Below are 23,628 nucleotides of genomic sequence, written 5' to 3' on the forward strand. Positions count from 1 at the left end.
CGTATAGTGTGCCGAATTTCGGTATTTAAGGTTTAGGCCGTCTGAAAGGCTGATTTTATTAAGGAAAACCAATGTCGCTTCCCGTTATGTCTGAACAATATCTGTCTCGGCTGAAAGCTTTCGAGGCTGTTATTTTGTCCAACCAAACCAAAATCGAAGCATGGTTCCGCCAAAAGTGGAGTGAGCATACGCCGCCATTTTACGGTTCGGTTGATATCCGTAATGCCGGATACAAAATGGCTTCTATTGATATGAATCTGTTTCCCGGCGGTTTTAATAATCTCAACCCGGCGGTAGTGCCGTTGGCGGCTTTGGCTGCACAGAGTGCGGTAGAGCGTGCTTGCGAAACGGCCAAATCGATTTTGATTGTGCCTGAGAACCATACGCGTAATACGTTTTACCTGCAAAACGTGTATGCATTGAGCAATATTTTGCGTTCGGCAGGTTTTGAGGTTCGCTTGGGCAGTTTGAATCCTGAAATTACGGAACCTACCGAATTAACCACAGCCTTAGGCGATAAGGTTTTGTTGGAACCTTTGCAATATACGCGCAACCGTGTTCATTTGGCAGACGGCTTTTCGCCTTGTTTGGTGTTGTTGAATAATGATTTGTCCGCAGGTGTACCGGAAATTCTGAATGGCTTGAGCCAAAAAGTGCTGCCCCCGTTGCACGGTGGCTGGACTTCGCGTCGGAAAACGGCGCATTTTGCCGCCTATAATGAAGTGGCGGCAGAATTTGCCGAATTAATCGGCATTGACGAGTGGCAGATTAACCCGTATTTCGAACAAATCAGCGGTTTGAATTTCCAAGACCGTGAGGGTGAAGACGCACTGGCCGATGCGGTGGAGAGAATGCTGGCAAAGATTCAGGCCAAATACGATGAAAAAGGTATTACCGATAAGCCCTTCGTGATTGTAAAAGCGGATGCCGGCACTTATGGTATGGGTGTGATGAGCGTGAAATCGGCAGACGAAATTCGCGGACTCAACCGTAAAAACCGCAATAAAATGGCCAAAGTGAAAGAGGGCCTGGAAGTTAGCGAGGTTATCGTTCAAGAGGGCATTTATACCTACGAGACCTTAAACGGCGCGGTTTCCGAACCGGTGGTTTATATGGTAGACCGTTTTGTTGTGGGTGGTTTTTTCCGTGTACACGAAGGCCGCGGCACGGACGAAAATCTCAATGCTTCGGGTATGTTGTTTGTGCCTTTAGAGCAAAACATTCCGGTAGCAGGCGATGAAAGCGGCGGAGAGGAGCGTTGCAAACGGGTATTTGCCCAATGGGACAGCTTGGGCGTACCGCAAACTAACGGTGATCTTGATTGCGAATGCAACCGACTTTATGTTTACGGTGTATTGGCAAGGCTTTCATTGTTAGCCGCAGCATTGGAGCTTGGGCAGCCCCAACCTGCCTCGTAAGTACACACTATAAAAACATGCCGTCTGAAACTTTCAGACGGCATGTTTTTTTATCTAAATGATAAATTAGTGTTTACAGCATTTTTTCATATCCAACACCATACGGCCTTGGATTTTACCATCGTGCATTTCTTGGAAAATATCGCCTACCTCATCCAACGCGCGAGTCTGTACCACAGGAACAACCAAACCGCGGGCGCCGAAGTCGAAGGCTTCCGCCAAGTCTTGGCGTGTGCCGACTAAGGAACCGACAACTTCGATGCCGTCCAAAACAGTGCGCGGAATAGACAAATCCATGGTTTCCACCGGCAGACCGACCGCAACCACACGGCCACCTGCGCGAACGCTGTCTACCGCATTATTGAAGGCCACTTTGGATACTGCCGTAACGATAGCGCAATGACTACCGCCATCGGTAATTTCTTTGATACGGGCGACGACATCTTCTTTAGCGCTGTTGATGACTACTTCAGCGCCTACTTCTTTGGCTAATTGCAGTTTGTCGTCATTAATATCAACGGCAATCACGCGCGCACCGAATACTTTAGCGGCGTATTGGACTGCCAAGTTGCCCAAACCACCTGCGCCATACATGGCAATCCATTGGCCGGGACGTACACCTGCTACTTTGGTGGCTTTGTAAGTGGTCACACCCGCACAGGTAATCGAGCTGGCTTGGGCCGGATCAAGGTTGGCCGGTACTTTAACCGCATAATCTGCTTCAACGACACAATATTCAGCCATGCCGCCGTCTACGGTATAGCCGGCATTTTTTACGGTACGGCATAAGGTTTCACGCCCGCTGTTACAATATTCGCAATGACCGCAGCTTTGGTAAAGCCAGGCGATGCTGACACGGTCGCCCACTTTCAAACTGGTCACATCGGGCGCGATTTCCTTAACAATGCCTATACCTTCATGACCTAATACGCGACCGGGTTGTTTGCCGTAATCGCCGGCTGCCACATGAAGGTCGGTATGGCATACACCACAATACTCCACCTCAACCAAAGCCTGGCCGGAGCCTACTTGGGGAATGTCTTTTTCTACTACTTCTACGCCGTTACAGGCTTGATTGACAACTGCTGCTTTCATATCGTTACTCCTTATCAAAAAATATTGGAAACCGGTTGAATGAAACAGATGCAATAACCGTTTGATCGTAGTTGTCTTGCGGCAGAATTGCCGTTTCACTCGAAATAAGCAATCTTTTACAAGACGATATCAGTATTGCCGAAGTAGGTTGTTGATTCAAATTAAAAATCATAAAGGTTTTTTCAAAGCCGAAAAAATTGGCCAATGTGACTTTATAACGTTATGGTTGGCGGATAGGGTAGATATGTAAGTTTTGTATCACACACTGTTCTAGTATGTTATCAAACATATGTGTATCTAAAATGTAGGCTTAAATAGTGGTATTTCGCATAGCAGTGATGATTTTGCTATAATCAAAGGCTTTAAGAGCCGGCTTTTCAGACGGCCTGCCAATCGGAAAATAATCATGACTAAACGCGTATTGACGGGTGTTACCACCACAGGTATTCCACATTTGGGCAATTATGTCGGCGCAATCCGCCCCGCCATTCGAGCCAGCCAAGAAGAGAATACCGAATCTTTCTTATTCTTAGCCGATTACCATGGCCTGATCAAATGCCGTGATCCCGAAATGATTCATCAATCTACGCAGGCTGTTGCCGCTACTTGGTTGGCTTGCGGCTTGGATCCTGAGCGGACGACTTTTTACCGCCAGTCTGACATTCCCGAAATTATGGAATTAAACTGGATCCTCACCTGTATCACGGCCAAAGGCTTGATGAATCGCGCACACGCTTACAAAGCGGCTGTTCAGGCCAACGAAGAAGAGGGTAATGATCCCGATGCAGCGGTCGATATGGGTTTGTTTTGCTATCCGATGTTGATGAGCGCCGATATTCTGATGTTCCGCGCACATGATGTGCCGGTAGGCCGCGACCAAATCCAACATGTTGAAATGGCACGTGATATTGCAGGACGTTTTAATCATCTTTACCGTGATTTATTTGTATTGCCCGAAGCCAAAATCGAAGAAAACGTTCAAACTTTGGTAGGCTTGGATGGCCGGAAAATGAGTAAAAGCTACGGTAATACTATTCCGCTTGTTGAAACCGAGAAAAAATTGCAAAAAGCCGTGAATAAAATCGTAACCAATTTGAAAGAGCCGGGAGAGCCCAAAGGTACGGATGAAAGCCCTTTATTTGAAATCTACAAAGCTTTTGCTACCGAAGAGGAAACCGCCGCTTTTGCCGTTTCTCTTGCCGAGGGTTTAGCTTGGGGAGAAGCCAAAAAAATATTGGGTGCGAAGCTGAACGAAGAATTAGCCGATAAGCGCGAGCGCTATCACGAGTTGACCGCTAATCCTGCCAAAATCGAAGAAATTTTGTTGGCAGGTGCTAAAAAAGCACGTGCAGAGGCGCGTGAGCTTTTGACACAAGTGCGCGATGCAGTGGGTATCCGCGTATTGAAGTAAATTTCTAACAATAGAATGAAAAGGCCGTCTGAAATTTTCAGACGGCCTTTTCGTTTTAGAATACCTACAGGTAATTGTTTTTAAAATGGTTTAATATCATTAGAATAGATTTTTAAATGTTGATTGAATAATAAAATTTTTTATTGGAAAATCTCTGCATCGATAAGGGCATATGAATTTACTCTTCTCATATTTATTGGTCGGGTGTTATTTGAAAAGTAAACAGTGCCGTCTGAAAAATAGTTTCAGACGGCACTGTTTATCGGCTGTCTTCAAGCAGGTTTGCTTGAATTGGGGGCATGAAGAATACAAATTCGGATTGGTTGATAGGACAACACGGTGTTTATAAAAAAGCAGGAGCTAAACGGGTAATCGTATCGCGCAGTGCAATTAGTTTGCCGTGGAAGAAATGAGAGGCTTGGGGTACGGTTATAACAGGAATGTCTTGGACAGCGGCCCATTTCAGCGCATTATTCAGGGGAACGACATCATCGGTTTCGCCGTGAATCAACAAGGTTTGCGCAGGTACGGGAGAAGCTGGTTCGCTCCGTTCATACATACCGACGGCAGGGCCCATTAACAGTAGTAAATGGGGCGTTCGTGTTTGAGAGGCGAAAAGTGAGACATAACCGCCAAATGAAAAACCGCCAAGTACAAATTTGGGCGCATCAGGATGTTGGGTACGGGCATAATCGATTACAGCAATACAGTCTTCAGTTTCACCTTGGCCGTAATCGTGTGTGCCATCGCTGTTGCCCACTCCGCGCAAATTAGGCAGGTAACAATGGAAGCCCAATTGACTGAGTGCTTTGGCAGCGGTTTGTATTACTTTGTTGGTATTGGTTCCGCCTTGGCGGGGATTGGGATGGTTGATAACCGCCACACCGCAAGCATTACCTTGGGCGGGAATATAAATGGTTTCCAGCAAACCTGCCGGACCGGGAATCATAATAGGAGTAGGGGCTTTTAGCATAATGTTTCGTTAATAGGGAGGCCGTCTGAATTTGGGTTAGAGGGGAACAGAATACGGTATTTATTCGGATGCCGGCGGATCAATCAATAAACGCTCAACAGCTTTGCCTTGTGCCAAATCTTGGGAAAGAATGTCTTGCAGATCTTCTTCATCAACATAGGTATACCAGCGGCCTTCAGGATAAATGACCATAGCCGGGCCGGATTCGCAGCGCCCGAGGCAGCCCGTGCTGCTGATACGCAGTTTGCCCGGGCCGATTAAGCCTTGCTGTTTGGCGCGGCCTTTTAAAAAATCAACTGCTGCATCACCTTCGCCGTTATCGTTACAGCTTTGTTTGCAGTTATCGTGGCGGGCATTGGTGCAGATAAATAAATGTCGTTCGAAATAGCTCATGAGATATCCTGTGGGTGCCGTCTGAAAAGTTTATAAAAATAAATTTTTACCGTTGTTCACATTATGTGATTTTATGGCTGAAAGCATACGCTTGAAATCCAAATTGTATTTTTCGCTCAATTTCTCGGCACGTTTTTTCAGATTGTCGAAATTTTGTTCGCGCGGAGCGCTTTGAAAAGCAAAAACCGCCATATTCCCGTGGCTTTCTGCAGGCAATTCCAACACACGACCTTCGAAGACGTCAAGCAGGCTTTCGACAAACCGTTGGTAGCGTTTGTCGCCGCTCCACCAGTTGGTTACGAATATACCGTCCGCCGATAAAGCGCGGCGGCAGTCGGCAAAAAAAGTTTCGCTTACCAGCGCATCGATAATTTGTTCACCGTCAAAGCCGTCTACCAAAATCACATCAGTACCGCCGCGTACGGTTTTAATATATTCGGCTCCATCTGCCTCAACGATTTCAAATTGCTCTCCTTCAAACGGCAATTCGAACAAACTGCGCGCGACACTGATAACTTGCGGATTAATATCTACAGCGGTTTGTTTGGTATGCGGCAGATAAGCATCAATCCAGCGTGCAAACGAACCGCCGCCCAAGCCGATTTGGGTGATATGCCTGGGTTCCTTTTCGGCAAACAGCAGCCAAGCCATCATAGCGCGGCTGTAAGACAATACCAATTCGGCAGGGTAATCCAGATTCATAGAGCTTTGAATTGTGGCGCTGCCTAAATGCAGCGAGCGGATGTTGCCTTCTTCGGAAATACCTACTTCGGGCAATTCGAATTTCTGTGCCCTAAGGCGGCGGTAGGGATGTTGTGCCATAGATGAAAGCGATGGATATAAAGACGTTTATTTTAATACAAATCAGCTTTGCAGACAGATTTTTATCAGAAAAGGTAACTGGATTTATACTTTGTATAGCTTAATCTGAAAAATAATTCAGATAAAAAACATGATATTATATTAAATTTGTAAAATTTTTTACCGATATCGCTTGCCAATGTTAAAAAAAATAGGCATAATGCGTGCTTCTTTAGCCGGTATAGCTCAGTTGGTAGAGCAGCTGACTTGTAATCAGAAGGTCCCGAGTTCGACTCTTGGTGCCGGCACCAAGAAATTCAATAAAGATAAGGCTTTCCGCAGGATGTGGTGCATTTTTGGTGCAGCAGTCTGAAAGAAAGCCTTATTTTTTATCATTAGCCAATACGATGTCTTTCGACCCATAGGTCTACTTCCTTTTTCGACCACAATTTCTTTTTAGGGGATATGCTTCTCTCCGGTGGGAAATCTGCACGTTTGGCATAAGTGCGCAAAAAATAGGGGCGTTTAATCCGTAATAGTTCTGCGCAATCGTTTGCGTCGTAATATTGTTGTGCCATTTGTTGCTCCAATAATAAAACAGGCCGCTTGTATGCGGCCTTGGATTAATCTTGATTAATGTATGGTTTAAGGTCGGGCGGGGTGTAGCTCCCGCCTTTTTTGATTTTGCCGTTGTCGTCAAATACCGGCTGCCCATCAACAAACTTGCTCCAGTTTGAGCGGTTGACTTCGGATAGAGCTTTATCAATATCAAAGCCCATCATATAGCCAACGCCAAGCGCGGTTACGATTTGATCGCACAGGGCATCCAGTAACTCCACTTGCCGGCTTTTGCTTTCGCGGATTAACTCAACCGCTTTAAGGTTTGCTGATTCGCAAGCTTTAAAATTTTGCGCATTATTTGCAAGATGCTTCCCTAGGTTACTACCGCGCATAATTGCTTCAAACATTTCCGCTATTTCTTCGATGTGGCAGCCAAGTTGCACGGAAATATCTTTCTGTTCCGGCTTGGGTTTGGCCGCCTTGAACCAATCTAAAATGTCAGATAACAGCGGATCATGTGATTTTTTACTTTGTTTCCACGCTTCCCGCGCCATGAACAATCCGAATTCCATGGTAAATTCTCGATGCTCTTCCGGGATATCGTATTGATTCTCGCGCAAATAAGGAAGAAGCCATGCTTCAAAGCGACGGTACTCTTCTGGAATAATATCTGATGTATTTTCTTTTATCATTTATCTTGCTCCTTAATAAAATTTTGAATGCGCTTGCCGATCCATCGCATGACTGGAACGACCATGCTGTTACCGATAGCCTTATAACGTAGGCCGTCCGGGCAATCTTCGGCGGGTTTGCCTCGCCACGGTATGCGTGTGTGGTCATCCGGGAATCCTTGTAGCCGCTCACACTCAACAGCGGTTAGCCGCCGTACTCGATACTTATCGGTTACGGCATGGACGCCGCTGGCAACCAGCGTGTAGGACTTGTTATCAGTAATTACGCCTATTCCAGCACAGCCCGACTGTCCGTTAGGATTTTTATTTATAACGTTGGCGTTTACGCAGATTACGTTTGTCATGCCGTTGTGCTGGCAATCAAGCGTGTGTGCTTTGTCTGATACACAAGGGTCTTGGCGACCGTTGACTACAATTAAATCTGTGGCAGATTTAAAATCCCGCGCCTTAACTGTCGAGGACTTGTCGTCTTTAATGTAATGTCCAAAGCCCATCATTCTGTATGTTTGAGAGCTGCTACCAATTGTTCTGGTAGTTGTTTCCCTCGGCGTTCCGCCCGTCTCAAAATCCCCTCGCGCGCGTGCGCGCTCAAAAAGTATTTCGGCAGGGGAGATATCTCCAGCACTTGCCACAAGAAAGATTCTTCGGCGTCGTTGGGGCACTCCGAAAAATTGAGCATCGAGTACGCGCCACGCGATTTTGCGGGATTGTCCAAACACACAACCAGCGTTTGTCCATCTTTTCCCTGCTGGTTCAAGCGGATGTTCTTCGCCGGCAAGTCCTGCCAAAAAACATCCAAAGGCGTTGTCTTTTGTAGACAAGACGCCTGGGACGTTCTCCCATACCAAGATGCAGGGCGGCTGTCCGTTTCCTGCCCGAATAGTGTCAATTGCATTTAAAATTCTCACTAGTACAAGTGTTAAATTTCCGCGCTCGTCATCCAAACTTTTTCTTTCACCAGCGACCGAAAATGCTTGGCATGGAGTTCCGCCGACCAAAATATCAGGAGCAGCAATCTCGCCCGATAAAATCTTTGCTGGCAGCTTTGTCATGTCGCCAAGGTTAGGCACATTAGGCCAGTGATGCGCCAAGACTGCTGCTGGGAAAGGTTCAATCTCCGCAAACCAAGCTGGCTGCCAGCCTAGCGGCTCCCATGCCACGCTTGCGGCTTCTATCCCACTGCATACGCTGCCATAAATCATTCTTTGCTCCAAAATTAAAGCCGCTATCTTTTACGGATAACGGCTTGCCAGTTTATTAATCGGCGGCGGTGCTGGTGTCGTATCATTCATCACCGCCTTTCTTCTCACCACAAAACGGGCAGAAAGAATGCAGTAGCTTTTGCTTTTGCTTTACCGACTTTGTATTTCCATTCTTATAAGTCTTTTTTATTGAAAAACTTAGATTTGAAAATGTAGACTTGTCCGAAAACTCGCCCCCTGATAGCGTAAATACTGCCTCTATCTTTGGATTTTCGTCTAAAACAAAACCTTTTTCTGCTAAGTTTTTAGCAAATTTATCTTGCAATTCATTAATACAATTACACATTTCCTACTCCTAAATATTTTTCTGATTTTTTTGTCATATCATGCCGCCTTTTCGGCCACTTGGCCTACTAAATCCAACATATCCAAGTAACGCTGTTTGCTTTTACGGACGGCCTGTAAATTGTCAGGCTCGGCCATGTTGGTAAAATCACGCTCAAGTAAAAACAAGCTGCCAACAATACGGTAAAAGCAGATTTTTACATGCTCCACAATCAATCCGTATTTGGTTGACGCTTGGGTAAGGCTAAGGCCGTTTAAGATGTCTTTAACCATCTGTTTTAGCTGCTCCGGCTCGCCCATGATGGCCTTAAAAAGGTACTTGGAAACGTGATTACCTGCTACGCTCCCGGCATCTGTATAGGCTTTTACCGTGTATTGCCCGATCGAGTTGCAGAAGTAGTTTATAAGCGCAATCAGGTTTTTAAAGTATTCCCGACGCTCTGCCTCTGTCGTCTTGGCATCTACATCATAATCCTGCATCTGCTTTAGGCAGCGATCGTGCATTTTAATCAGCAGCGGATTGTTTACTTGCCGTGCGAAAACCAAGATGGTGTCGCACAATACGCGGATATTATGGAACGCGCTTTTGCTGTTGTAGGCCAGTAAAGATTGCAGATTAACTCGGCAATAAAGCTCAATGTCTATCTGCTCGTCTTTGTTTGGCTTAATACCGCCGCCACGGTAAATCATGCTAATTATGCCTTGTGATGGCAGGGGGCTTTTGTTTGGATTATATTTTTTAGTGCGTTTAGCCATTTTTTAATCCTCTTTGGCCTGTGGTAGCGGCTGCCAGTAAACAACTTTGGCATACCCATCTTCCTCGCATTTAAAGAACATCTTTCCGTTTTCTTTAAATACCTCGGAAACCGTTACATCGCCGCTTTCGGTCTGCACAATCACTTCCGCTTGGTCTTCGTAGACGTCTTCCGGGTCTTCTGCGCCAATCCAAGCGTATTGCGGATGGCGAGAAACCAGCTCTAGATATTTACGCTCGATTACATATGAATAATTTTCAGATGCAATGCGGCATAACGAATAAGCATCTCTTTGCACAACAAAGATGTTCATTGGCTCCGTGTTGAATATTTCATTTTTAGTGTCAATTACACGAACTAAATCGCCAAAATTAAACTTAGCCATTTTCATACTCCATCGCTTCATCAATCGCATCACGGATTTCTTTAAAATTTTTATGCGCCATGTTGGCCGGCGCAAACCCATAGCCGTTATAAATAACTTGGCATGGCTGCTCTTCTAACATTGCTTTTTCTAACCAATCAAGCCGAACTGTGTCGGGGTGCGGAATAAGCTCTAAATCTTCGGCTTTATATTCATTTAAGCCAAATTCGTCATAATCGCCATGTTCGCTTGGGCATGTTGCCCATACTTGGACAAATTTCCCGTCATCAGAAACATCGATTACAACACCTGTTGCCGAACCATCTATTTCAGATAAAATTTTTACAAGGTCGCCCTTGCGGAATGAATTACTCATATCTTCCTCGCTCAAAAATAAGCCGCCTGAATCGGCGGCGGATAATACGCTCAAGAATCAATTGCCCAATGACTAGGGCTAGTCTGATAATGTCGGGCATGGTTTATCGCTTTTTCTTGCGTTGGTTTTTCGGGCGGCGGAATGGTTGGTAATTCTCGGGCTTGTATTTGCTTTCGATTGGCTTTGGTTCCGCTGGTTTGCGCTCCAAGGCCTCTTTAATATGATTTAATACTTTGCGTAGGCTGTTCATTTTTCATTCCCAAATAAAAGCCCTGCATGGAGCAGGGCGGGGTTAAATGTCAGAATGGTATGTCGTCATCAATATCATCGTGCGGTTTAGATTGGACGCCATTTTGCTGTTGCGCTTGGTGCGGCGGCTCTTCTGATTGGCCGTCATTTTTTCCGCCAATCATTTTCATTTGATCGCAGATGATATCGTATGCGGTGCGCTCGATACCGTCTTTACCGGTGTACTTGCGGCTTTGGATTTTGCCCTCAAGGTAAACCAAGCTGCCTGTATGCAAATATTGCCCGGCGATTTCAGCCAGCTTGCGGTAAATGGTGATATTGTGCCATTCGGTGCGTGTTTGCTTTTGGCCGTTGGAATCTTTCCAGCTTTCGTCCGTGGCTACGGAAAAATTGCATACGGCATCACCGTTGGGCATATATCGAGTTTCAGGGTCTCGGCCTAAGCGGCCTATTAGGGTTACTTTGTTCAGCATTTTTCTTCCAATTCTTTAATTTGTTGTTCCAATTCACCCAAGAAACTTACAACCTCGGTTTCAATTTCTTGGATTAAGTCATCATCTCGATTTATGCGTATGCACTTGTAGGATAGGTGTTCAGGCAGACGGTCGTCATAACTCACAAAGTCGCACCATTTTCGCCCCGTGCAGGCCATTTGCCATTGCATTTGATAAAAATATTCATCTTTGGGCTTTGAGTTTTTCAAAAACCCAATATGAACGGCTGTTGTTGGGCATTTAATTTCCACAAGTCCGTCAGGATATACAAGGCCGTCCGGGCTTGCGCCGCTCCCTGTAATTTCAGGGTGCTGAATAAAGCCTATCTCGCTCACGTCATTACCGGTTTCGATGATGTAGATTGCCCGTGCTTTCGGCTCTAAATCGCGGCCATGCTGAAGGCTTCGGCTGTTTACTGATTCGCTTGGGCTATTAGTTAGGCGCTCGCAAAGAAGTTTGTTTAAATAATCTTCACGCGCCTTGTAGTATTGGCCGTTTCTGCCTTTTGCGGCAACGGCATAAACCATGCTTGCTGTAACCTTGCCAGCCCTAGCGGAAAACCATTCGTCTGTGCGTTGTTCCATGTTTTTTCCTTTTAGGCCGTCTGAAAATTCAAACGGCCTATTGCTACTCTACAACTTCAGCGGTGACGGTGTTTTCAGCAACTGCTTTCAGTCGCTCCATTTCGTCAACGCCTAAAATATTTCTACTTTCTCTGCCGATGGATTTAAGCCAATCTCGCAATTCATCTACGCCGCGCATAGCTACTGTCTCTCCTGTTGCGATAAGCTCGGCGCGCTCGTTGCTGTTTGTGTCGCCGCGGAAAGGGCTTACTTCGGCTTCGGAAACGCCGTCATTGGCATCTTTAATGCGCTCGGCTTCGTCCTCGTCATATATTCCGGTAAAACCAAATGCCAAGCGTGCTGCCTGAATCATTGCCTTATGTCTATGCATTCGTTTGGTATGTGATTGCCAAGGGCCGGTTACATCGCCATATTTGGTTTTAAATGGCGGGCGGTACACTTCGTCTAAGTATTCACGGGCAACAATCGGGTGGCTGCGGTCTTTGCGGTAAATAACACACTCTACCCATTCATGGGCTTTTGATTTCGCCCCTTCGGGCTGCGTCATTTCTGAAGAATAATTAAATTCCATGCCGTCAAATTTTTCATGGCGGTTAATAATGCTTGCCCAACCATCAACGCCGACAACAGGAGTAATGCCGTTGGATTTATCAGGGAATGCGTAAATCTCTTTTGTAAACGGGTTTAAGGCGTGTTGTGCAGCAACAATCATTAAAGCATTAAACTGTTCGTTTGTTGCTTCACCTTTAAATACCGTGGCTTTGAGTGTGCTGATTAATTCAGCCGGGTTCCCGGGAATATTGAATTTTTCGGCTAGTGTTAGTGCCTGTTTTTCGGCAATTGTTAATTCTTTGCTCATTGTCTTACTCCAAAATTAAAGCCGCTCAATCGGCGGCTTGGGTAGGGTGGATTAAAGCTGCATCTTTCCCGTAAATCTCACGGATAAGCAGCTTTACAATTTGCTTTGTAGCACTTTCTGAAAATGTTGTTTGCGTCCTGCCTTGCTCTATCACAAGGCACTTGTTTTTCACCATAAAGGTGGTTTTCATATCAACCTCACTTATACGCTTCCGCATCACCACGGAAGAATTGATAATCCATCTGCTCGTATTGCTTCAGGGCTTCGATTTCTGCCGCCCGTGCTGCGCTTTCAAGCGCGTTTAGACGCTCGGCAGTATCATCGGTAGGCTTGGGTGTGATTACCTCGTATTTACGCTCTAAGGCTGCTTGCTGGTCGCAGCTCGTAGGCGTAAAGCTAACGCAGCCGAACATTAAAAAAGCCGCTATTGCGGCAATTGTTGTGTTTTGCATAAGTCCTCCTGCTCTCGGCAGTATTGGGCTGCTTCTTCCATTGTTCCGAAAACTTTTAAGCCAATAAATTTACGGTCACGAATTGTGTAAATACTTTTGTTTTTATTGACAAAGCATTTGCCGTTATCGTGGTAGTAGCCGGCAGTCCATTGTCCGGATTTTGTCCGTTTGTAAGAAAATGATGCGATCGGTTTCATGATGCCCGCCCCATAATAAATCCGACAAATACGGCCAAAATAGCCATTAAAGGAACAATCCATGTTAAGGCCGCTGATTGTGCTTGATAGCTTTGAATCAGATTATCACGCTCTTCTTCAATAATTTCAGCCGCCTTTTGCGCTCGGAATCGTGCAAATTCCAAGGCTTCTTGTTGCCCTAAAATTTTAATGTCGGATTGGTACTGTCGCTCGATATGCTCTCTGGCGTCTTTATCAGATACCCCCGCAAGTATTTGATTAATTGTCATGGTCTCTCTCCTGTTAAAAATCGCTTACTGAAGCCGTCTAAGCTAAACGGCTTGATAAACAATCTAAGGCTGCTTAGGCCAGCCAATCCGCCACCGCCTCGGGAAAGGATGAAATGCCGATCAATAGCTGCCGCTGTTATCCCTCACCTGCGGCTGGAGGCCACATCATGAATGACTGCATAGCAAAGCGTGTAGGCTCTCGCAGTTTCCGGGTAGCTATCCCGTTGGCCGCTAGCTCTGCCACGCTTTGATATGCCGTCTTAGACGGCCTTGGTTACATTGCCTGAATTACCCCCGCTATCAGGGCAGGGACAAAAATAACGGCTGCGATTGCAGCCCCTTTTAAATACTCTTTCATGCCAAATTCCTTTTCCAATAATCAAGGATTTCTGCTTTTTCGCTATCCGTGTAGTCTTGGTCGTTACCCCAAAACTCGGCCATAGCGATTTGCTCTAATTCGTCTTCCGGCGTCGGTTCGTCTAAATCCCCACAATCCAATAGATGATTGTCGTAGTCTTTTGCTTCGGCAAGCCAAAACGCCCGTACTTTCTGCGCTTCAATTTCCGCCCAATCATCTATTGCTTGGCGGCGGTCTGCTTCTCGATAGTAGGCTGTCATGCCCCAGTCGATGTTGTTCATGGTTCTCTCTCCCAAAATCACTTACTAAGGCCGTCTGAATCAAACGGCCTGATAAGTAATCTTTTTGCCTCGCGGTATCCTATGTTCCTCCGCAGTTTTGTATTGGCTGCCTGCTAGGGCTTATCGGCCTTGCCCCCCAGCTCTCTAACTGGGCTTGACCGTTTTATATACCGCTAGGTCTTGGCTCGGTGCGGTGTATTGCTGTGTTTTGCTGCTATGGGTGTATTTAAACATAGCGTTTAATAAAATGCAAACGATTTGTTTAAATAATTTGTTTAAAATTATGAAACATATTGTTTAGTAAAAGAAAAAACTTTGATTGACTGTGAAGTCAGGGCAACAAAAAAGCCGCACTAGGCGGCTTGAGAGTGAAAGAAAACCCGCATGGGGCGGGTTGATTTATTTATGAGGTACTTACAAAAGTCATGTGTCTGCTTTCTGCCAAGACAGTGTTGCCGGCCTTTAAGCATACATGAACTTTCTGTTCATGTTCGACCTGAAATCCATTGATGGTTTGGTTGAACATGAATGTAAACGATTCTGGTGTATTTTGCTGTGGCAGTTGTTCAATATCAACTGGTGGTGCTTCTATGGCTGAAAGGAGTTCACCATTCAGTAACACCTCCATTTGTAATGGTTGATTTGCTAATTCTTTTATCTGCTGTAGTGATAGGGCAAAAGCAGCAACAAATGCCAGTTTACCAATAATGACCTTGGGCGCAGGAATGGGGTAAATATCATTGTAAACGCCAATCAGGCTGTATTTATTGGGGTCGGCATGGATGATCATATCATCACAATACTGAACGTTGAATGAAATTGGCGTCATGCCTTTTGCTCCAAATATTCATATTGTTGCTCAAATGCGGCGCGGATTTCTAAAGGCGAAACCCCTAATGCATTGGCAAGCTTTTCAACGGTCTCATTTCTTAAAGACAGCTTGGTGTTTTCAATGCGTGACAAGTAGGGCTGGGGCAGTTGAGCCGCTTTGGCAAGCTCTGATTGAGTAAATCCTTTTTTCATACGCAGACTGACAAAGGTTTCGCCCTGCATTTCGCGTTCCAGACGTGCTGCTATTTTGGCCGCTGCTTTATCCATAGCGGCTTTTCGTCGTGGATTTTGGCGGACATTATGAATATACTCATCGGCAGTTGTTGTACGGCTGCTAATGGGTTTGACGGTGACAGACTGGCCGTTAATGATGATATGACTTGTTTCAATCTGTGCATGAGACAATGGGGCTACGATACAGGTTGCAACGGCAAACGTAAAAGCGGCACCTGTGCGTACCCATTCAGTTTGAGTGCAGTTCTTCATAGTCTTTGATTATCCGTGTTGTGATGGGATGTTCGGGCTGATAATTAAAATTATCCAGCTTCTTATTAATAACAGCGAGAATATAAATTTCTCGATGGTAGGAGCCGTTAGGTTGTTTTTCAAAAATAGGGGCATAAATCATGCGGTAATCGCTTACCTCGCCATCATCAAACCTAATGCGTATGACTTTGATGCCTTGCTTCTGCAAGGAAAGTATAGGTTTACATTGCAAACCTAATGGCCCGGGTGGACTATATTCCCTATGATATTTGTCATTTAGTATATCTTCTGCCAAGAAAGGATTGGTATTCAGTATATTGATGACATTATCTAAGTAACCGACGGCTGCTTCGCCTTCCTCACCTTGCTCGAAGAATCGGTCTAGGTCATTCTCAGCATTAAAATGAACATTGACTTGCATTTTATATCTTTTTAGTTATATCCCGCAATCAAAAAATCACAATGGTGATTGCCCGGTCTGTTTTTTATCGTGATTAATCCAACACGCTCCACCAAAACACGCGGCCGATAATGGACACGTCCTCTGCGCTTACTTCCTCGTCGGGCCATTCCGCTGTGTTGTAGCTTTTCACCCGGATTTTATTGTCCGGTAGGTTTTGCAGGATTTTCGTGCGCAGTAGGCCGCCGTGATTAATGGCGTATATCTTTCCGTCTCTTATTCTTTTATCGCCCGTATCAATGCCGATTGTAGAGCCGTCGGGCAGTACTGGCTCCATGCTGTTCCCCTCGATTTTTACGCAAACAACATTTTCAGGTGCAACACCTGATTTTCTTAATGTACGTCTAGAAAATCTTAATTTATTGCCGTCGTTGTACTCGGATATATCGGCGGCAAAGCCGTTCCCGGCTGATAACTCAATATGCTTGTATAGCGGCACTTCGCAGTCATCGTCATCTAACGGGGTGTTGTTATCCCAAGCATCTACGCCGCCAATGATGGTAGCATTTGATTCAATTGGTTGCCCGCTTGTCATTTCGCCACGGCCTGTTTCCAGCCAAAAGATAGAGCAGCCAATAATTCTAGCTGCCTCAATCATTCCCTGTTTTGATACGCCTCTCGTTTCCCAATTCTTGACCGTTTGAGGCGATGTATTAAGCAATCGTGCTAATGCTGATTGCCCTTTAACGCCTTTCAATTCTTCAGCTGCTTTGTAAAGCCTTTCTGTTATCTCGTTCATCTTTAATTCCTGTATTTCTAGTGCCTATATTTAACAATATTTAAACAAGTTGTTGTTAAACAAAGTGATTGACTATTTTTCAAACATAGTGTTTAATAATAGACATAAAATTAAACAGAAAGTTTAATGATGGACAAAAAAAAGAACATCGAACGAGATAGAAAATTGCTGATGCGTCTTGGGGGCTACTCAAAAGTTGCGCGCATGACAAATAAAAGCCCTCAATGTGTTTTTAATTGGGGTAAGCGAGGAATCCCGCCAAGGGTGAAATTGGATTTCCCTGAGCTTTTTTTGAAAAAAGATGCTTGAAAGAAGAACTTAATGAACGAGTTGAAATTTGTAGTTTGGGAAGATGCTTTTGGTTGTCCGGCTGGCTGGGAATTGATGGAAGAAATTGAAAAGCAAACGTCTGTTGTCCATTCAGTTGGCTTTGTGATTGCTGAAACGGAGCAAACACTAACGCTTGCTCCGCATATCGGCGGTCAGAACCGCGAAAACCAGCAGTATGCCGGTGTAATTACCTTACCAAAGCGGCAGATTATTTCTATCTCGTCTTTAGTCAATATTCACGCGATGTCTGAGTCTGCGCTTGAGGCAATACCTTTTGTTGATATGACGAGAGATGAAATTGTAGCGTATTTCAGCCGTTATGGCTTCAAAGATAAAAACGGTCATCATATTGAATTTTGTGATGATTTTTTAGCTTTGGTGGATTTAGCTAGTAAGTAGACGAGAAAAAGCCCGTGGGGGAACACGGGCAATTTCAGATGTGCAACTCACTAACTTACGGAGTAAGCAAATTATGAACGAAACAGAATCACAAAGCAAGCAGATTTTAAATCATCTGCAATCAGGCAAGGGGATTACCAAAGAAGATTTGGCAGTCCGCGTAAAAAAGCTTGTACAGGTGCAGGAACAAATGGATTCCGCCATGAAATCGGAAGACGTTGAACTGTCCTTTGAATTATTTCAAACGTGGCAAGCTGTTATTGAGCAGGACGCCGAAGCAGTTAATTCTGCCTTTGCAGGATTAACAAATTCTGACCTGATTGAGATTGCGATTATTGCCGCTGGCGAGCGGGGTGAAGATGAGCGTCAAAACTGGCTGAAATATTACGAAGCCAAGCGTTATTACAACATCTTGGCCAACAAGAATTTCAATCAGCAAAACTTCATGGAAGCCATTCGGATTTTCGAGGGTTTTTATGTCTATGGCGACAACATAAGAGGTGGCAAGGATGAGTGTTAAGTTGATGTCAAAAGCTTGGGAGATGGATATTCCGTCTGGTCAAAAAATGGTTTTACTTGCCTTATGCGACCATGCCAATGATGACGGCGAATGCTATCCAAGCCAAAAGAATTTGGCGAAAAAATGCAGTATGAGCAGCCGGGCAATTTCCAATCACATTAAGTGGCTGCATGACTGCGGTATTTTGGAGTCTGAACGCCGCCAAACAACAAATGTTCGTAAATCAAACCGATATTTTATCTCGTTGGAGAATTATCAAGCTGCAAATTCTGCACATGCAAATTCTGCACATGCAAATTCTGCATACCCGAACATGCAAAATTTTCCATCCGAACATGCAAATTTTGCACCTTCGTATATAGATGAACCATCAGAAAGAACCATCAGAGTAGAACCATCAGATATTTGCGATGACGCTTTCGCGCTATCGGCCCCGACGGTTGAGGTTGAAGTTTTGCCTGCTGAAAAAATCAAGCCTGCTAAACCGAAAGACAGCTCCAAATCAGCGAAGCTATGGGAAGCATATGCCGCTGCATACCAACAACGATATCAGGGGGCTTTGCCTATCCGCGATGCGAAAACAAATTCCACGCTGTGCAAAATCATTGACCGTGTTGGTGAAAAAGAAGCGATACAGCTTGCTTGGTTTTACCTATCTCACTCGAAGGCGTATTACACCCAGCGCAGTCATGATGTCGGTATTTTCTTGCAAGACTTGCAAGCCATCCGAACGGATTGGGTAACTGGCAGGTATTCAACGGCAGTACAGGCGCGGCAAGCCGAAAAAACAGCTGCAAACCTGCAAAGCCATAACGGCGCGATCGAAATTCTGAAAGCTAAGGGGTTGATGTAATGACTACTGAAAAATCGAAAAACTTGCAAATCTTGGAAGCGATTGCTGTTGCTGCCGAGCTGGTTGGTGCGGAATTGAGCGATGTTGCAAAGGCGGCGATGGTTGAAGAACTGACCGTCTATCCACTGGCAGACGTGCTAAATGCCCTAAACCGCTGCCGAAAAGAACTGACTGGACGCCTGACTTTAGCAGCAATCCTGCAACGTCTTGATACTGGCCTACCGTCTGCCGATGAAGCGTTTGGTCTGTTGGTTGATGGCTGGAAAAACGAAGCCGTTACGGTGGTGGTGCCTGAAATTGCGATGTTGGCTGCCGGTATGGGTGCAAGCGGATTGTACGACAACGGCGACAAAACCGGTGCGCGTATGGCTTTCAAAGCAGCGTATGAAAAGCTGGCTGCCGATTTAGATTTATCTAACGGGGTTAAATGGACGGTATCGCGTGGCACAGATCGGGCCAATGCAGAAACGGTCATCATGGAAGCCGTGCGATTGGGCCGGTTGCCGAAAGAAAAAGCAATGTCCTTGTTGCCGTCTGAAGCGACTGAATCGCGGGAATTTTTGCTGACCGGCCAAGTGTTGAGCTTGGAAGATAAGCAGCGAGCCAAGCAGCACACTGGCAAGTTACTGTCTTTGCTATCCAGCAAAATTATTACAGGCAATCAGCAGAGCAATCCGGCAGATGATGAGCGTTTGCGGAGAATTGAAACACAAATCTACGGCGAGGTGAGGGCATGAAATGCTACCGCTGCGCACATGCGGATTTTAAATCCAACGCGAACGATCCGGTTTTTAAGGGCTTTTTGTTTTGCGGGAAAGTGGCTTCAAAAGCTACTAGACGCCCAAGCAATGAAGTGTGCGACAACGGCAAGTTTGAGCCTGCCGGTGAAGATGTTATGAACCGCCGCAGGGTGTTTTTTGAGAGCAACGGAAAGGTTGTGCCATGGAAAAGATAGTCCGTGCTTACGCGCATAACGCCAATCTTGTTGTTATCGAGTTCGATTCGGGCGAAATGTGCGCTTACTGCGATAAAACGCCGGTGCTTGAAAAGATTGGGAATGTCTTAGCGGTGAATTTGGACGTGCATCATACGCGCTTGCAAGCAGCGATCAACGCGGCGGTTGGTGAATCTGCTGATTTGGATATGACTGTAATCCGCCAATTATTGGTGCGTGGCCGTGAATATGTTGGCGGCGGATATGTAGTGCGGAGGTTGAAATGAGTGTGCATTTTTCATCTAAAACAGATTTATGGGCGACGCCTCAAGATTTTTTTGACAATCTAAACGAAGAGTTTGGATTTGAATTGGACGTTTGCGCACTGCCCGAAAATGCAAAATGTGAAAAATATTTCACGCCTGAGAACGACGGGTTAAAACAAGATTGGACTGGCACTTGCTGGATGAATCCGCCATATGGCCGAGAAATCGGTAAATGGATGAAGAAAGCCTATGAAAGCAGCTTAACGGGTAATGCGACGGTTGTCTGTTTGGTGCCGGCTAGGACAGACACTAAGTGGTTTCATGATTTCGCAATGAAAGGCGAGGTTAGATTTATCAAAGGCCGTTTGAAATTTGGCGGGTCAAAAAATTCTGCGCCTTTCCCGTCTGCGGTGGTGATTTTCAGAGGTGAGACATGGCGCGCTTGAGGAAATGCCGAGTATGTGGCGAAGAGTACGAGCGCCGCAACATAAATCACATGGCTTGCAGCCCTAAATGTGCGGTCGAGTATGTCCGCCAGCAAAAGGAAAAGGCGGCACTCAAGAAACAGGCTGAAGAGAAGCGCAAGGAGCGAGTTAAAAAGGCACAGATGCGCGAACGCTTGGAAACCATTCCGGAGCTTATCAAGAAAGCGCAGGCGGCCTTTAACGCCTACATACGGGCAAGGGATAAGGGCAAGCCGTGTATTTCTTGCGGTACGGCATGGCGAGAAAACTTTCAGGCTTGCCATTATGTTCCGGCCGGTCGAAGCAATAAGTTACGTTTTGACGAGGACAACGTTCACGGTGGTTGCGTGAGATGCAATATGTACGAGAGCGGCAACTTGAGAGGTTATCGCATAGGTTTAATCCAGCGTATTGGGGTTGAGCGTGTCGAGCAGATGGAAACTGATTATGAGATTCGCAAGTGGGATAAAGACGAGTTAAGAGCTTTGATCGCTTTGTATCGGAAAAAGACAAGGGAATTAAAAAGTAATGGTTGATTGTCTTTACCATTTTTCAAAAAAGACAAATTTTTAGGAGTGTAAGCATGGAAACATTTAAAGATATGCCATTTGGCGATGCTATTGAACTGCTAAAGAAAGGCAAGAAAGTTTGCCGTGCAGGTTGGAATGGCAAGGGTATGTGGTTGTTTCATGTTTCAGGGCAGGAAATGGCGCGCCGCACGGGATATGGTTTCGGTCAATATTTATATGAGCCTAATTGGAATGGCTTCATTGTGATGAAAACGGTAGACAATAATCTTGTTCCTTGGACAGCAAGCCAAACGGACGTTTTGTCAAACGATTGGCAGATTGTAGATTAATTCAGGGCTGCATAGTATGCCAATCACTGCAAGCATAGTTAAAACAACAGACGGAACGTTTATCCCGTCTACCGCTTACGATGCCGAGCTATTAGGCGAGCTGAAAGCAGGCAAGCCGTACAAAGTGGAAATCAAGCAAATGAGTAACCGCAGCTATCAGCATCATAAGCTGTTTTTTGGCGGCTTGCTGCCCTTGGCTTATCAGTATTGGCAGCCTACTGGCGGCTTGATAACGGACGTTGAGCAAAAGCTGATTGAGGGCTTTGCAAAGCGTTTAGAGGCCATGCACGACAGCGGCGGCTTATTTATCGAGTTTGCGGGTGAGTTTGTTCAGACTGTAGCCCGTAAGCGTGGCGAGAAAATCGGTGCGGTATTGCAGAGCATGGAATCATTCCGTAAGTGGTTGACGATTGAAGCCGGCTACTTTGACGTTTACGAGACGCCTACCGGCATACGCAAAGAGGCCAAGTCAATCAGCTTTGGGAACATGGAGCAGGAAGAGTTTAATGCGTTTTACAAAAACTGCTTTCAGGTGGCATGGAACATGATGTTGTCGAGCAAGTTTGAAAGCGAAGAAGCGGCCTTGCAAGCGGCGCAAGAGATGATGGAGATGGGCGGATGAATACATTTCTTGAAATACTTTTTTTGATTGCAGGGCTTATTTTTTGCGGATTTGGATTAGTTGGCGTGTATTGGCTTGTTTTACAGATAGGCGCATATCGGCATCAGGCGCAAATCCTTAGCAAATTGGGCGTGAAAAGCCAAAAAGAAAGAAATATTAATTTTATTAAGAATTGTTTGTTGTTTTCAATTCAGGTGGTTATTTACTTTGTTGCTGGTGGGTTTTTGATTGGGGCGGTGAAATGAATTATGACGAATTACGCGAATATGTAAAAAACTTATTTGAGGGTAAGGTTGATAAAGGCGGGCGGCCTTACTTTCGGCATTGTCTTCGGGTAGCTAAAAATAGTACCGATTCTGAATTGGGCTTGCTTCATGACGTAATGGAAGATTGCGGCGTTACCCGTGAAGAGCTGCTGAATTTAGGCTTGCGTGAAAAGCTTGTTGATGCGGTAGAAGCTATCACCAAGAAAAAAGGTGAAAGCTATGACGATTATATCAACCGCATCATTTCTTTTGCGGAAGAGACGCGCTGGCTTTCAATTTTATCTGTTAAGCAAGCTGATTTAGTGGACAACATGGATGTTTCGCGGTTGCCAGTAGAGTTGACACAAAAAGACTTTGAACGGTTAAAAAAATACCGTAAGGCTTATGCAAAGATTGTTGAGGCAGAAGAGAGAATTCGATGTGAAATTCTTGCCGAATTGAGTCAAGAGAATAACTGATTTGGCTTTGGGTGAAAGCGGAAGAAAGCGGGGAGTAGTATGTATCGGTCGGTGGATGAAGTATTAAGAGATGTTTATCGGTTGCACGCAGTCCGTATTGAGCCGATGAACAACACGGCGCAGGTTATGCAGTGGTGCGAGTACAAGGGCGTTAGAGGTGGCGGGGGAGAATTGACGCAGCACGAACACCATGCCAATGCTGCAATGGTGATAGCCCGTGTAGAGCGTGTATTGAACCGCTATGAGCTTGCAGTAGTACAGTGCCAATACAGTGCGGATTATAGTGGGATTATTGACTTGACGGCCTTTATCGAGCGGCAAAATAAAGGCGTGAACCTGTTGATATGTGATGCCGTGTTATCAAACTTGTTTTCAGGTCAGCCCAAGCAAACGGCAATCATGGATAAGTACGACTTAAGCAAGGGGCATTTCTACCGACAACAGAAGAAAGTTAAAGGCATCGTGGCCGCATTATTAGATAGCGCGGTGTGCAAGCTACAAGATGAATTTGAAAGTTGTCGGATTATTGAAAAAGACGCCGCTTAAGAAATTGATTTTATTAAATCCTATTGACAGAAAGCGGGGAGTTTTGGTAAGATTTTGCTATATTCGGAAGTTAGTGCGTATAAGTGATTAGTTTCTGATTTTTTAAATTGCTGCCATTTGGTTCTCTCCCTATGGATATATACAGCAGTTTATAAAATGTTTGGTTCTAAGTTTCCTAGGCCGAAAACCAAACGAAGTGTATTAAGAAAAGGCGGTTAGGCTTTATTGCTTAGCCGCTTTTCTTTTGTGTTTTCAAATACGGGAAAATCCCGTATTACAGATGTTGATATTTTCCGGCCAATCCAGTTGTAGGGATTATCTCTACAACTGGATGAAACACTTGTTTAGTTTTCGATTTGATGCCTAGTGAGTTGAAATAAAATGCTAATCATAGCTATTGCTTGGTTGGCATTTTCTGTAACTGATACCTAGGGCGTCATGAAACAATATTCCAAAATTCAATAAA

General features: G+C 45.2%; 38 protein-coding genes and 1 tRNA gene. 16 read left to right on the plus strand and 23 right to left on the minus strand.

The genetic code is table 11. From position 1 onward, the window contains the following. Positions 1-71 precede the first annotated feature (71 nt). Positions 72-1,418, plus strand: coding sequence for a glutamate--cysteine ligase (gshA, locus tag LVJ86_RS04155; protein ID WP_047760527.1), 1,347 nt, complete (start codon positions 72-74; stop codon positions 1,416-1,418). A gap of 66 nt (positions 1,419-1,484) precedes the next feature. Here the strand turns inward: gshA and adhP are convergent, their stop codons facing one another. Beyond that, complete coding sequence (gene adhP / locus LVJ86_RS04160; RefSeq protein ID WP_047760526.1) at positions 1,485-2,513, minus strand: alcohol dehydrogenase AdhP; 1,029 nt, start codon at positions 2,511-2,513, stop codon at positions 1,485-1,487. Positions 2,514-2,916: 403 nt separating this feature from the next. Here adhP and trpS point away from each other — a divergent pair, with 403 nt between their 5' ends. Continuing rightward, entirely contained in the window at positions 2,917-3,924 is a 1,008-nt protein-coding gene (trpS, locus tag LVJ86_RS04165; RefSeq protein WP_152667032.1) for a tryptophan--tRNA ligase, read from the plus strand. A gap of 343 nt (positions 3,925-4,267) precedes the next feature. Here the strand turns inward: trpS and LVJ86_RS04170 are convergent, their stop codons facing one another. Genes LVJ86_RS04170 through LVJ86_RS04180 form a run of 3 tightly spaced genes read right to left on the minus strand, consistent with a single transcriptional unit; the run spans position 4,268 to position 6,112 of the window. Beyond that, positions 4,268-4,897, minus strand: a complete 630-nt coding sequence (locus LVJ86_RS04170) for an alpha/beta hydrolase (protein ID WP_047760524.1) — start codon at positions 4,895-4,897, stop codon at positions 4,268-4,270. A gap of 60 nt (positions 4,898-4,957) precedes the next feature. Beyond that, positions 4,958-5,290 (minus strand): (2Fe-2S) ferredoxin domain-containing protein, encoded by a 333-nt coding sequence (locus LVJ86_RS04175; protein ID WP_047760523.1) that lies wholly within the window; start codon positions 5,288-5,290, stop codon positions 4,958-4,960. A gap of 30 nt (positions 5,291-5,320) precedes the next feature. Further along, entirely contained in the window at positions 5,321-6,112 is a 792-nt protein-coding gene (locus LVJ86_RS04180) for a polyamine aminopropyltransferase (protein ID WP_047760522.1), read from the minus strand. A 214-nt stretch (positions 6,113-6,326) separates the two neighbouring features. Between LVJ86_RS04180 and LVJ86_RS04185 the strand changes: the two genes are divergently transcribed. Beyond that, a tRNA-Thr gene (locus LVJ86_RS04185) sits at positions 6,327-6,402 on the plus strand. 312 nt (positions 6,403-6,714) lie between these two features. Here the strand turns inward: LVJ86_RS04185 and LVJ86_RS04190 are convergent. The 19 genes from LVJ86_RS04190 to LVJ86_RS04280 all read right to left on the minus strand — a co-directional run bounded on the left by LVJ86_RS04190 (position 6,715) and on the right by LVJ86_RS04280 (position 16,645). Next, positions 6,715-7,344, minus strand: coding sequence for a nucleoside triphosphate pyrophosphohydrolase family protein (locus tag LVJ86_RS04190; RefSeq protein WP_200900162.1), 630 nt, complete (start codon positions 7,342-7,344; stop codon positions 6,715-6,717). Further along, positions 7,341-8,546: a DNA (cytosine-5-)-methyltransferase gene (dcm, locus tag LVJ86_RS04195; protein WP_047760521.1), complete on the minus strand. Its 1,206-nt coding sequence runs from the start codon at positions 8,544-8,546 to the stop codon at positions 7,341-7,343. Before dcm ends, LVJ86_RS04190 begins: the two co-directional genes overlap by 4 nt. Before the next feature lie 82 nt (positions 8,547-8,628). Further along, positions 8,629-8,892, minus strand: a complete 264-nt coding sequence (locus LVJ86_RS04200) for a hypothetical protein (RefSeq protein WP_047760520.1) — start codon at positions 8,890-8,892, stop codon at positions 8,629-8,631. A 38-nt stretch (positions 8,893-8,930) separates the two neighbouring features. Further along, entirely contained in the window at positions 8,931-9,581 is a 651-nt protein-coding gene (locus LVJ86_RS04205) for a hypothetical protein (RefSeq protein ID WP_047760519.1), read from the minus strand. Between the two features lie 69 nt (positions 9,582-9,650). After that, positions 9,651-10,031: a hypothetical protein gene (locus tag LVJ86_RS04210; protein WP_047760518.1), complete on the minus strand. Its 381-nt coding sequence runs from the start codon at positions 10,029-10,031 to the stop codon at positions 9,651-9,653. Then, complete coding sequence (locus LVJ86_RS04215; protein WP_152667031.1) at positions 10,024-10,401, minus strand: hypothetical protein; 378 nt, start codon at positions 10,399-10,401, stop codon at positions 10,024-10,026. The genes LVJ86_RS04210 and LVJ86_RS04215 overlap by 8 nt, the downstream gene beginning before the upstream one ends. An 88-nt stretch (positions 10,402-10,489) precedes the next feature. Beyond that, positions 10,490-10,636 carry a hypothetical protein gene (locus LVJ86_RS04220; protein WP_161796047.1) on the minus strand — a complete coding sequence of 49 codons (147 nt, stop codon included), beginning with the start codon at positions 10,634-10,636 and terminating at the stop codon, positions 10,490-10,492. Positions 10,637-10,685: 49 nt separating this feature from the next. Then, the gene (locus LVJ86_RS04225; RefSeq protein WP_047760516.1) at positions 10,686-11,108 is read right to left on the minus strand and encodes a single-stranded DNA-binding protein; all 423 of its coding nucleotides are present in this window, start codon (positions 11,106-11,108) and stop codon (positions 10,686-10,688) included. Further along, entirely contained in the window at positions 11,102-11,713 is a 612-nt protein-coding gene (locus LVJ86_RS04230) for a lambda exonuclease family protein (RefSeq protein WP_047760515.1), read from the minus strand. Before LVJ86_RS04230 ends, LVJ86_RS04225 begins: the two co-directional genes overlap by 7 nt. A 43-nt stretch (positions 11,714-11,756) precedes the next feature. Further along, complete coding sequence (gene bet, locus LVJ86_RS04235; protein WP_047760514.1) at positions 11,757-12,572, minus strand: phage recombination protein Bet; 816 nt, start codon at positions 12,570-12,572, stop codon at positions 11,757-11,759. A 25-nt stretch (positions 12,573-12,597) separates the two neighbouring features. Next, positions 12,598-12,762 carry a hypothetical protein gene (locus LVJ86_RS04240; protein ID WP_161796046.1) on the minus strand — a complete coding sequence of 55 codons (165 nt, stop codon included), beginning with the start codon at positions 12,760-12,762 and terminating at the stop codon, positions 12,598-12,600. 7 nt (positions 12,763-12,769) lie between these two features. After that, positions 12,770-13,024, minus strand: coding sequence for a hypothetical protein (locus tag LVJ86_RS04245; protein WP_047760513.1), 255 nt, complete (start codon positions 13,022-13,024; stop codon positions 12,770-12,772). Further along, positions 12,997-13,221, minus strand: a complete 225-nt coding sequence (locus tag LVJ86_RS04250) for a hypothetical protein (RefSeq protein WP_047760512.1) — start codon at positions 13,219-13,221, stop codon at positions 12,997-12,999. The genes LVJ86_RS04245 and LVJ86_RS04250 overlap by 28 nt, the downstream gene beginning before the upstream one ends. Then, complete coding sequence (locus tag LVJ86_RS04255; protein ID WP_047760511.1) at positions 13,218-13,490, minus strand: hypothetical protein; 273 nt, start codon at positions 13,488-13,490, stop codon at positions 13,218-13,220. Before LVJ86_RS04255 ends, LVJ86_RS04250 begins: the two co-directional genes overlap by 4 nt. 354 nt (positions 13,491-13,844) lie before the next feature. Next, complete coding sequence (locus LVJ86_RS04260) at positions 13,845-14,129, minus strand: hypothetical protein (RefSeq protein WP_047760510.1); 285 nt, start codon at positions 14,127-14,129, stop codon at positions 13,845-13,847. A 403-nt stretch (positions 14,130-14,532) separates the two neighbouring features. After that, positions 14,533-14,958 carry a hypothetical protein gene (locus LVJ86_RS04265; RefSeq protein ID WP_047760509.1) on the minus strand — a complete coding sequence of 142 codons (426 nt, stop codon included), beginning with the start codon at positions 14,956-14,958 and terminating at the stop codon, positions 14,533-14,535. Continuing rightward, positions 14,955-15,446 carry a helix-turn-helix domain-containing protein gene (locus LVJ86_RS04270; protein ID WP_047760508.1) on the minus strand — a complete coding sequence of 164 codons (492 nt, stop codon included), beginning with the start codon at positions 15,444-15,446 and terminating at the stop codon, positions 14,955-14,957. The genes LVJ86_RS04265 and LVJ86_RS04270 overlap by 4 nt, the downstream gene beginning before the upstream one ends. After that, positions 15,424-15,867, minus strand: coding sequence for a hypothetical protein (locus tag LVJ86_RS04275; protein ID WP_047760507.1), 444 nt, complete (start codon positions 15,865-15,867; stop codon positions 15,424-15,426). Before LVJ86_RS04275 ends, LVJ86_RS04270 begins: the two co-directional genes overlap by 23 nt. Before the next feature lie 73 nt (positions 15,868-15,940). Further along, positions 15,941-16,645, minus strand: coding sequence for a LexA family transcriptional regulator (locus tag LVJ86_RS04280; RefSeq protein WP_047760506.1), 705 nt, complete (start codon positions 16,643-16,645; stop codon positions 15,941-15,943). Between the two features lie 126 nt (positions 16,646-16,771). On the opposite strand from LVJ86_RS04280, the gene LVJ86_RS04285 reads away from it, so the two are divergent. The 13 genes from LVJ86_RS04285 (at position 16,772) to LVJ86_RS04345 (ending at position 23,162) form a co-directional block, all read left to right on the plus strand. Then, positions 16,772-16,954 carry a helix-turn-helix domain-containing protein gene (locus LVJ86_RS04285; RefSeq protein ID WP_235284584.1) on the plus strand — a complete coding sequence of 61 codons (183 nt, stop codon included), beginning with the start codon at positions 16,772-16,774 and terminating at the stop codon, positions 16,952-16,954. 12 nt (positions 16,955-16,966) lie between these two features. After that, positions 16,967-17,374 (plus strand): hypothetical protein, encoded by a 408-nt coding sequence (locus LVJ86_RS04290; RefSeq protein ID WP_047760505.1) that lies wholly within the window; start codon positions 16,967-16,969, stop codon positions 17,372-17,374. A 73-nt stretch (positions 17,375-17,447) separates the two neighbouring features. Next, a complete protein-coding gene (locus LVJ86_RS04295) occupies positions 17,448-17,894 on the plus strand; it encodes a hypothetical protein (protein ID WP_047760504.1) in 447 nt (148 codons plus the stop codon). After that, the gene (locus LVJ86_RS04300; RefSeq protein ID WP_082131236.1) at positions 17,884-18,747 is read left to right on the plus strand and encodes a helix-turn-helix domain-containing protein; all 864 of its coding nucleotides are present in this window, start codon (positions 17,884-17,886) and stop codon (positions 18,745-18,747) included. The genes LVJ86_RS04295 and LVJ86_RS04300 overlap by 11 nt, the downstream gene beginning before the upstream one ends. Beyond that, on the plus strand, positions 18,747-19,484 hold the full coding sequence (locus LVJ86_RS04305; protein ID WP_047760503.1) for a hypothetical protein: 738 nt from the start codon (positions 18,747-18,749) through the stop codon (positions 19,482-19,484). The genes LVJ86_RS04300 and LVJ86_RS04305 overlap by 1 nt, the downstream gene beginning before the upstream one ends. Positions 19,485-19,689: 205 nt before the next feature. Beyond that, positions 19,690-19,968, plus strand: coding sequence for a hypothetical protein (locus tag LVJ86_RS04310; protein ID WP_047760501.1), 279 nt, complete (start codon positions 19,690-19,692; stop codon positions 19,966-19,968). Beyond that, a complete protein-coding gene (locus LVJ86_RS04315; protein ID WP_047760500.1) occupies positions 19,965-20,393 on the plus strand; it encodes a DNA N-6-adenine-methyltransferase in 429 nt (142 codons plus the stop codon). The genes LVJ86_RS04310 and LVJ86_RS04315 overlap by 4 nt, the downstream gene beginning before the upstream one ends. Before the next feature lie 50 nt (positions 20,394-20,443). Next, entirely contained in the window at positions 20,444-20,947 is a 504-nt protein-coding gene (locus tag LVJ86_RS04320) for a recombination protein NinG (protein WP_235284583.1), read from the plus strand. 47 nt (positions 20,948-20,994) lie between these two features. Next, entirely contained in the window at positions 20,995-21,270 is a 276-nt protein-coding gene (locus tag LVJ86_RS04325) for a DUF2829 domain-containing protein (protein ID WP_053008305.1), read from the plus strand. Between the two features lie 16 nt (positions 21,271-21,286). Continuing rightward, entirely contained in the window at positions 21,287-21,892 is a 606-nt protein-coding gene (locus tag LVJ86_RS04330) for a DUF1367 family protein (RefSeq protein WP_047760498.1), read from the plus strand. After that, on the plus strand, positions 21,889-22,137 hold the full coding sequence (locus LVJ86_RS04335; protein ID WP_047760497.1) for a hypothetical protein: 249 nt from the start codon (positions 21,889-21,891) through the stop codon (positions 22,135-22,137). Before LVJ86_RS04330 ends, LVJ86_RS04335 begins: the two co-directional genes overlap by 4 nt. Continuing rightward, the gene (locus tag LVJ86_RS04340) at positions 22,134-22,616 is read left to right on the plus strand and encodes a hypothetical protein (protein WP_047760496.1); all 483 of its coding nucleotides are present in this window, start codon (positions 22,134-22,136) and stop codon (positions 22,614-22,616) included. Before LVJ86_RS04335 ends, LVJ86_RS04340 begins: the two co-directional genes overlap by 4 nt. 39 nt (positions 22,617-22,655) lie before the next feature. Beyond that, the gene (locus tag LVJ86_RS04345) at positions 22,656-23,162 is read left to right on the plus strand and encodes a hypothetical protein (RefSeq protein WP_047760495.1); all 507 of its coding nucleotides are present in this window, start codon (positions 22,656-22,658) and stop codon (positions 23,160-23,162) included. Positions 23,163-23,628: the final 466 nt, after the last annotated feature.

Source organism: Neisseria arctica, assembly GCF_022870905.1.
Taxonomy (GTDB): Bacteria; Pseudomonadota; Gammaproteobacteria; order Burkholderiales; family Neisseriaceae; genus Neisseria; species Neisseria arctica.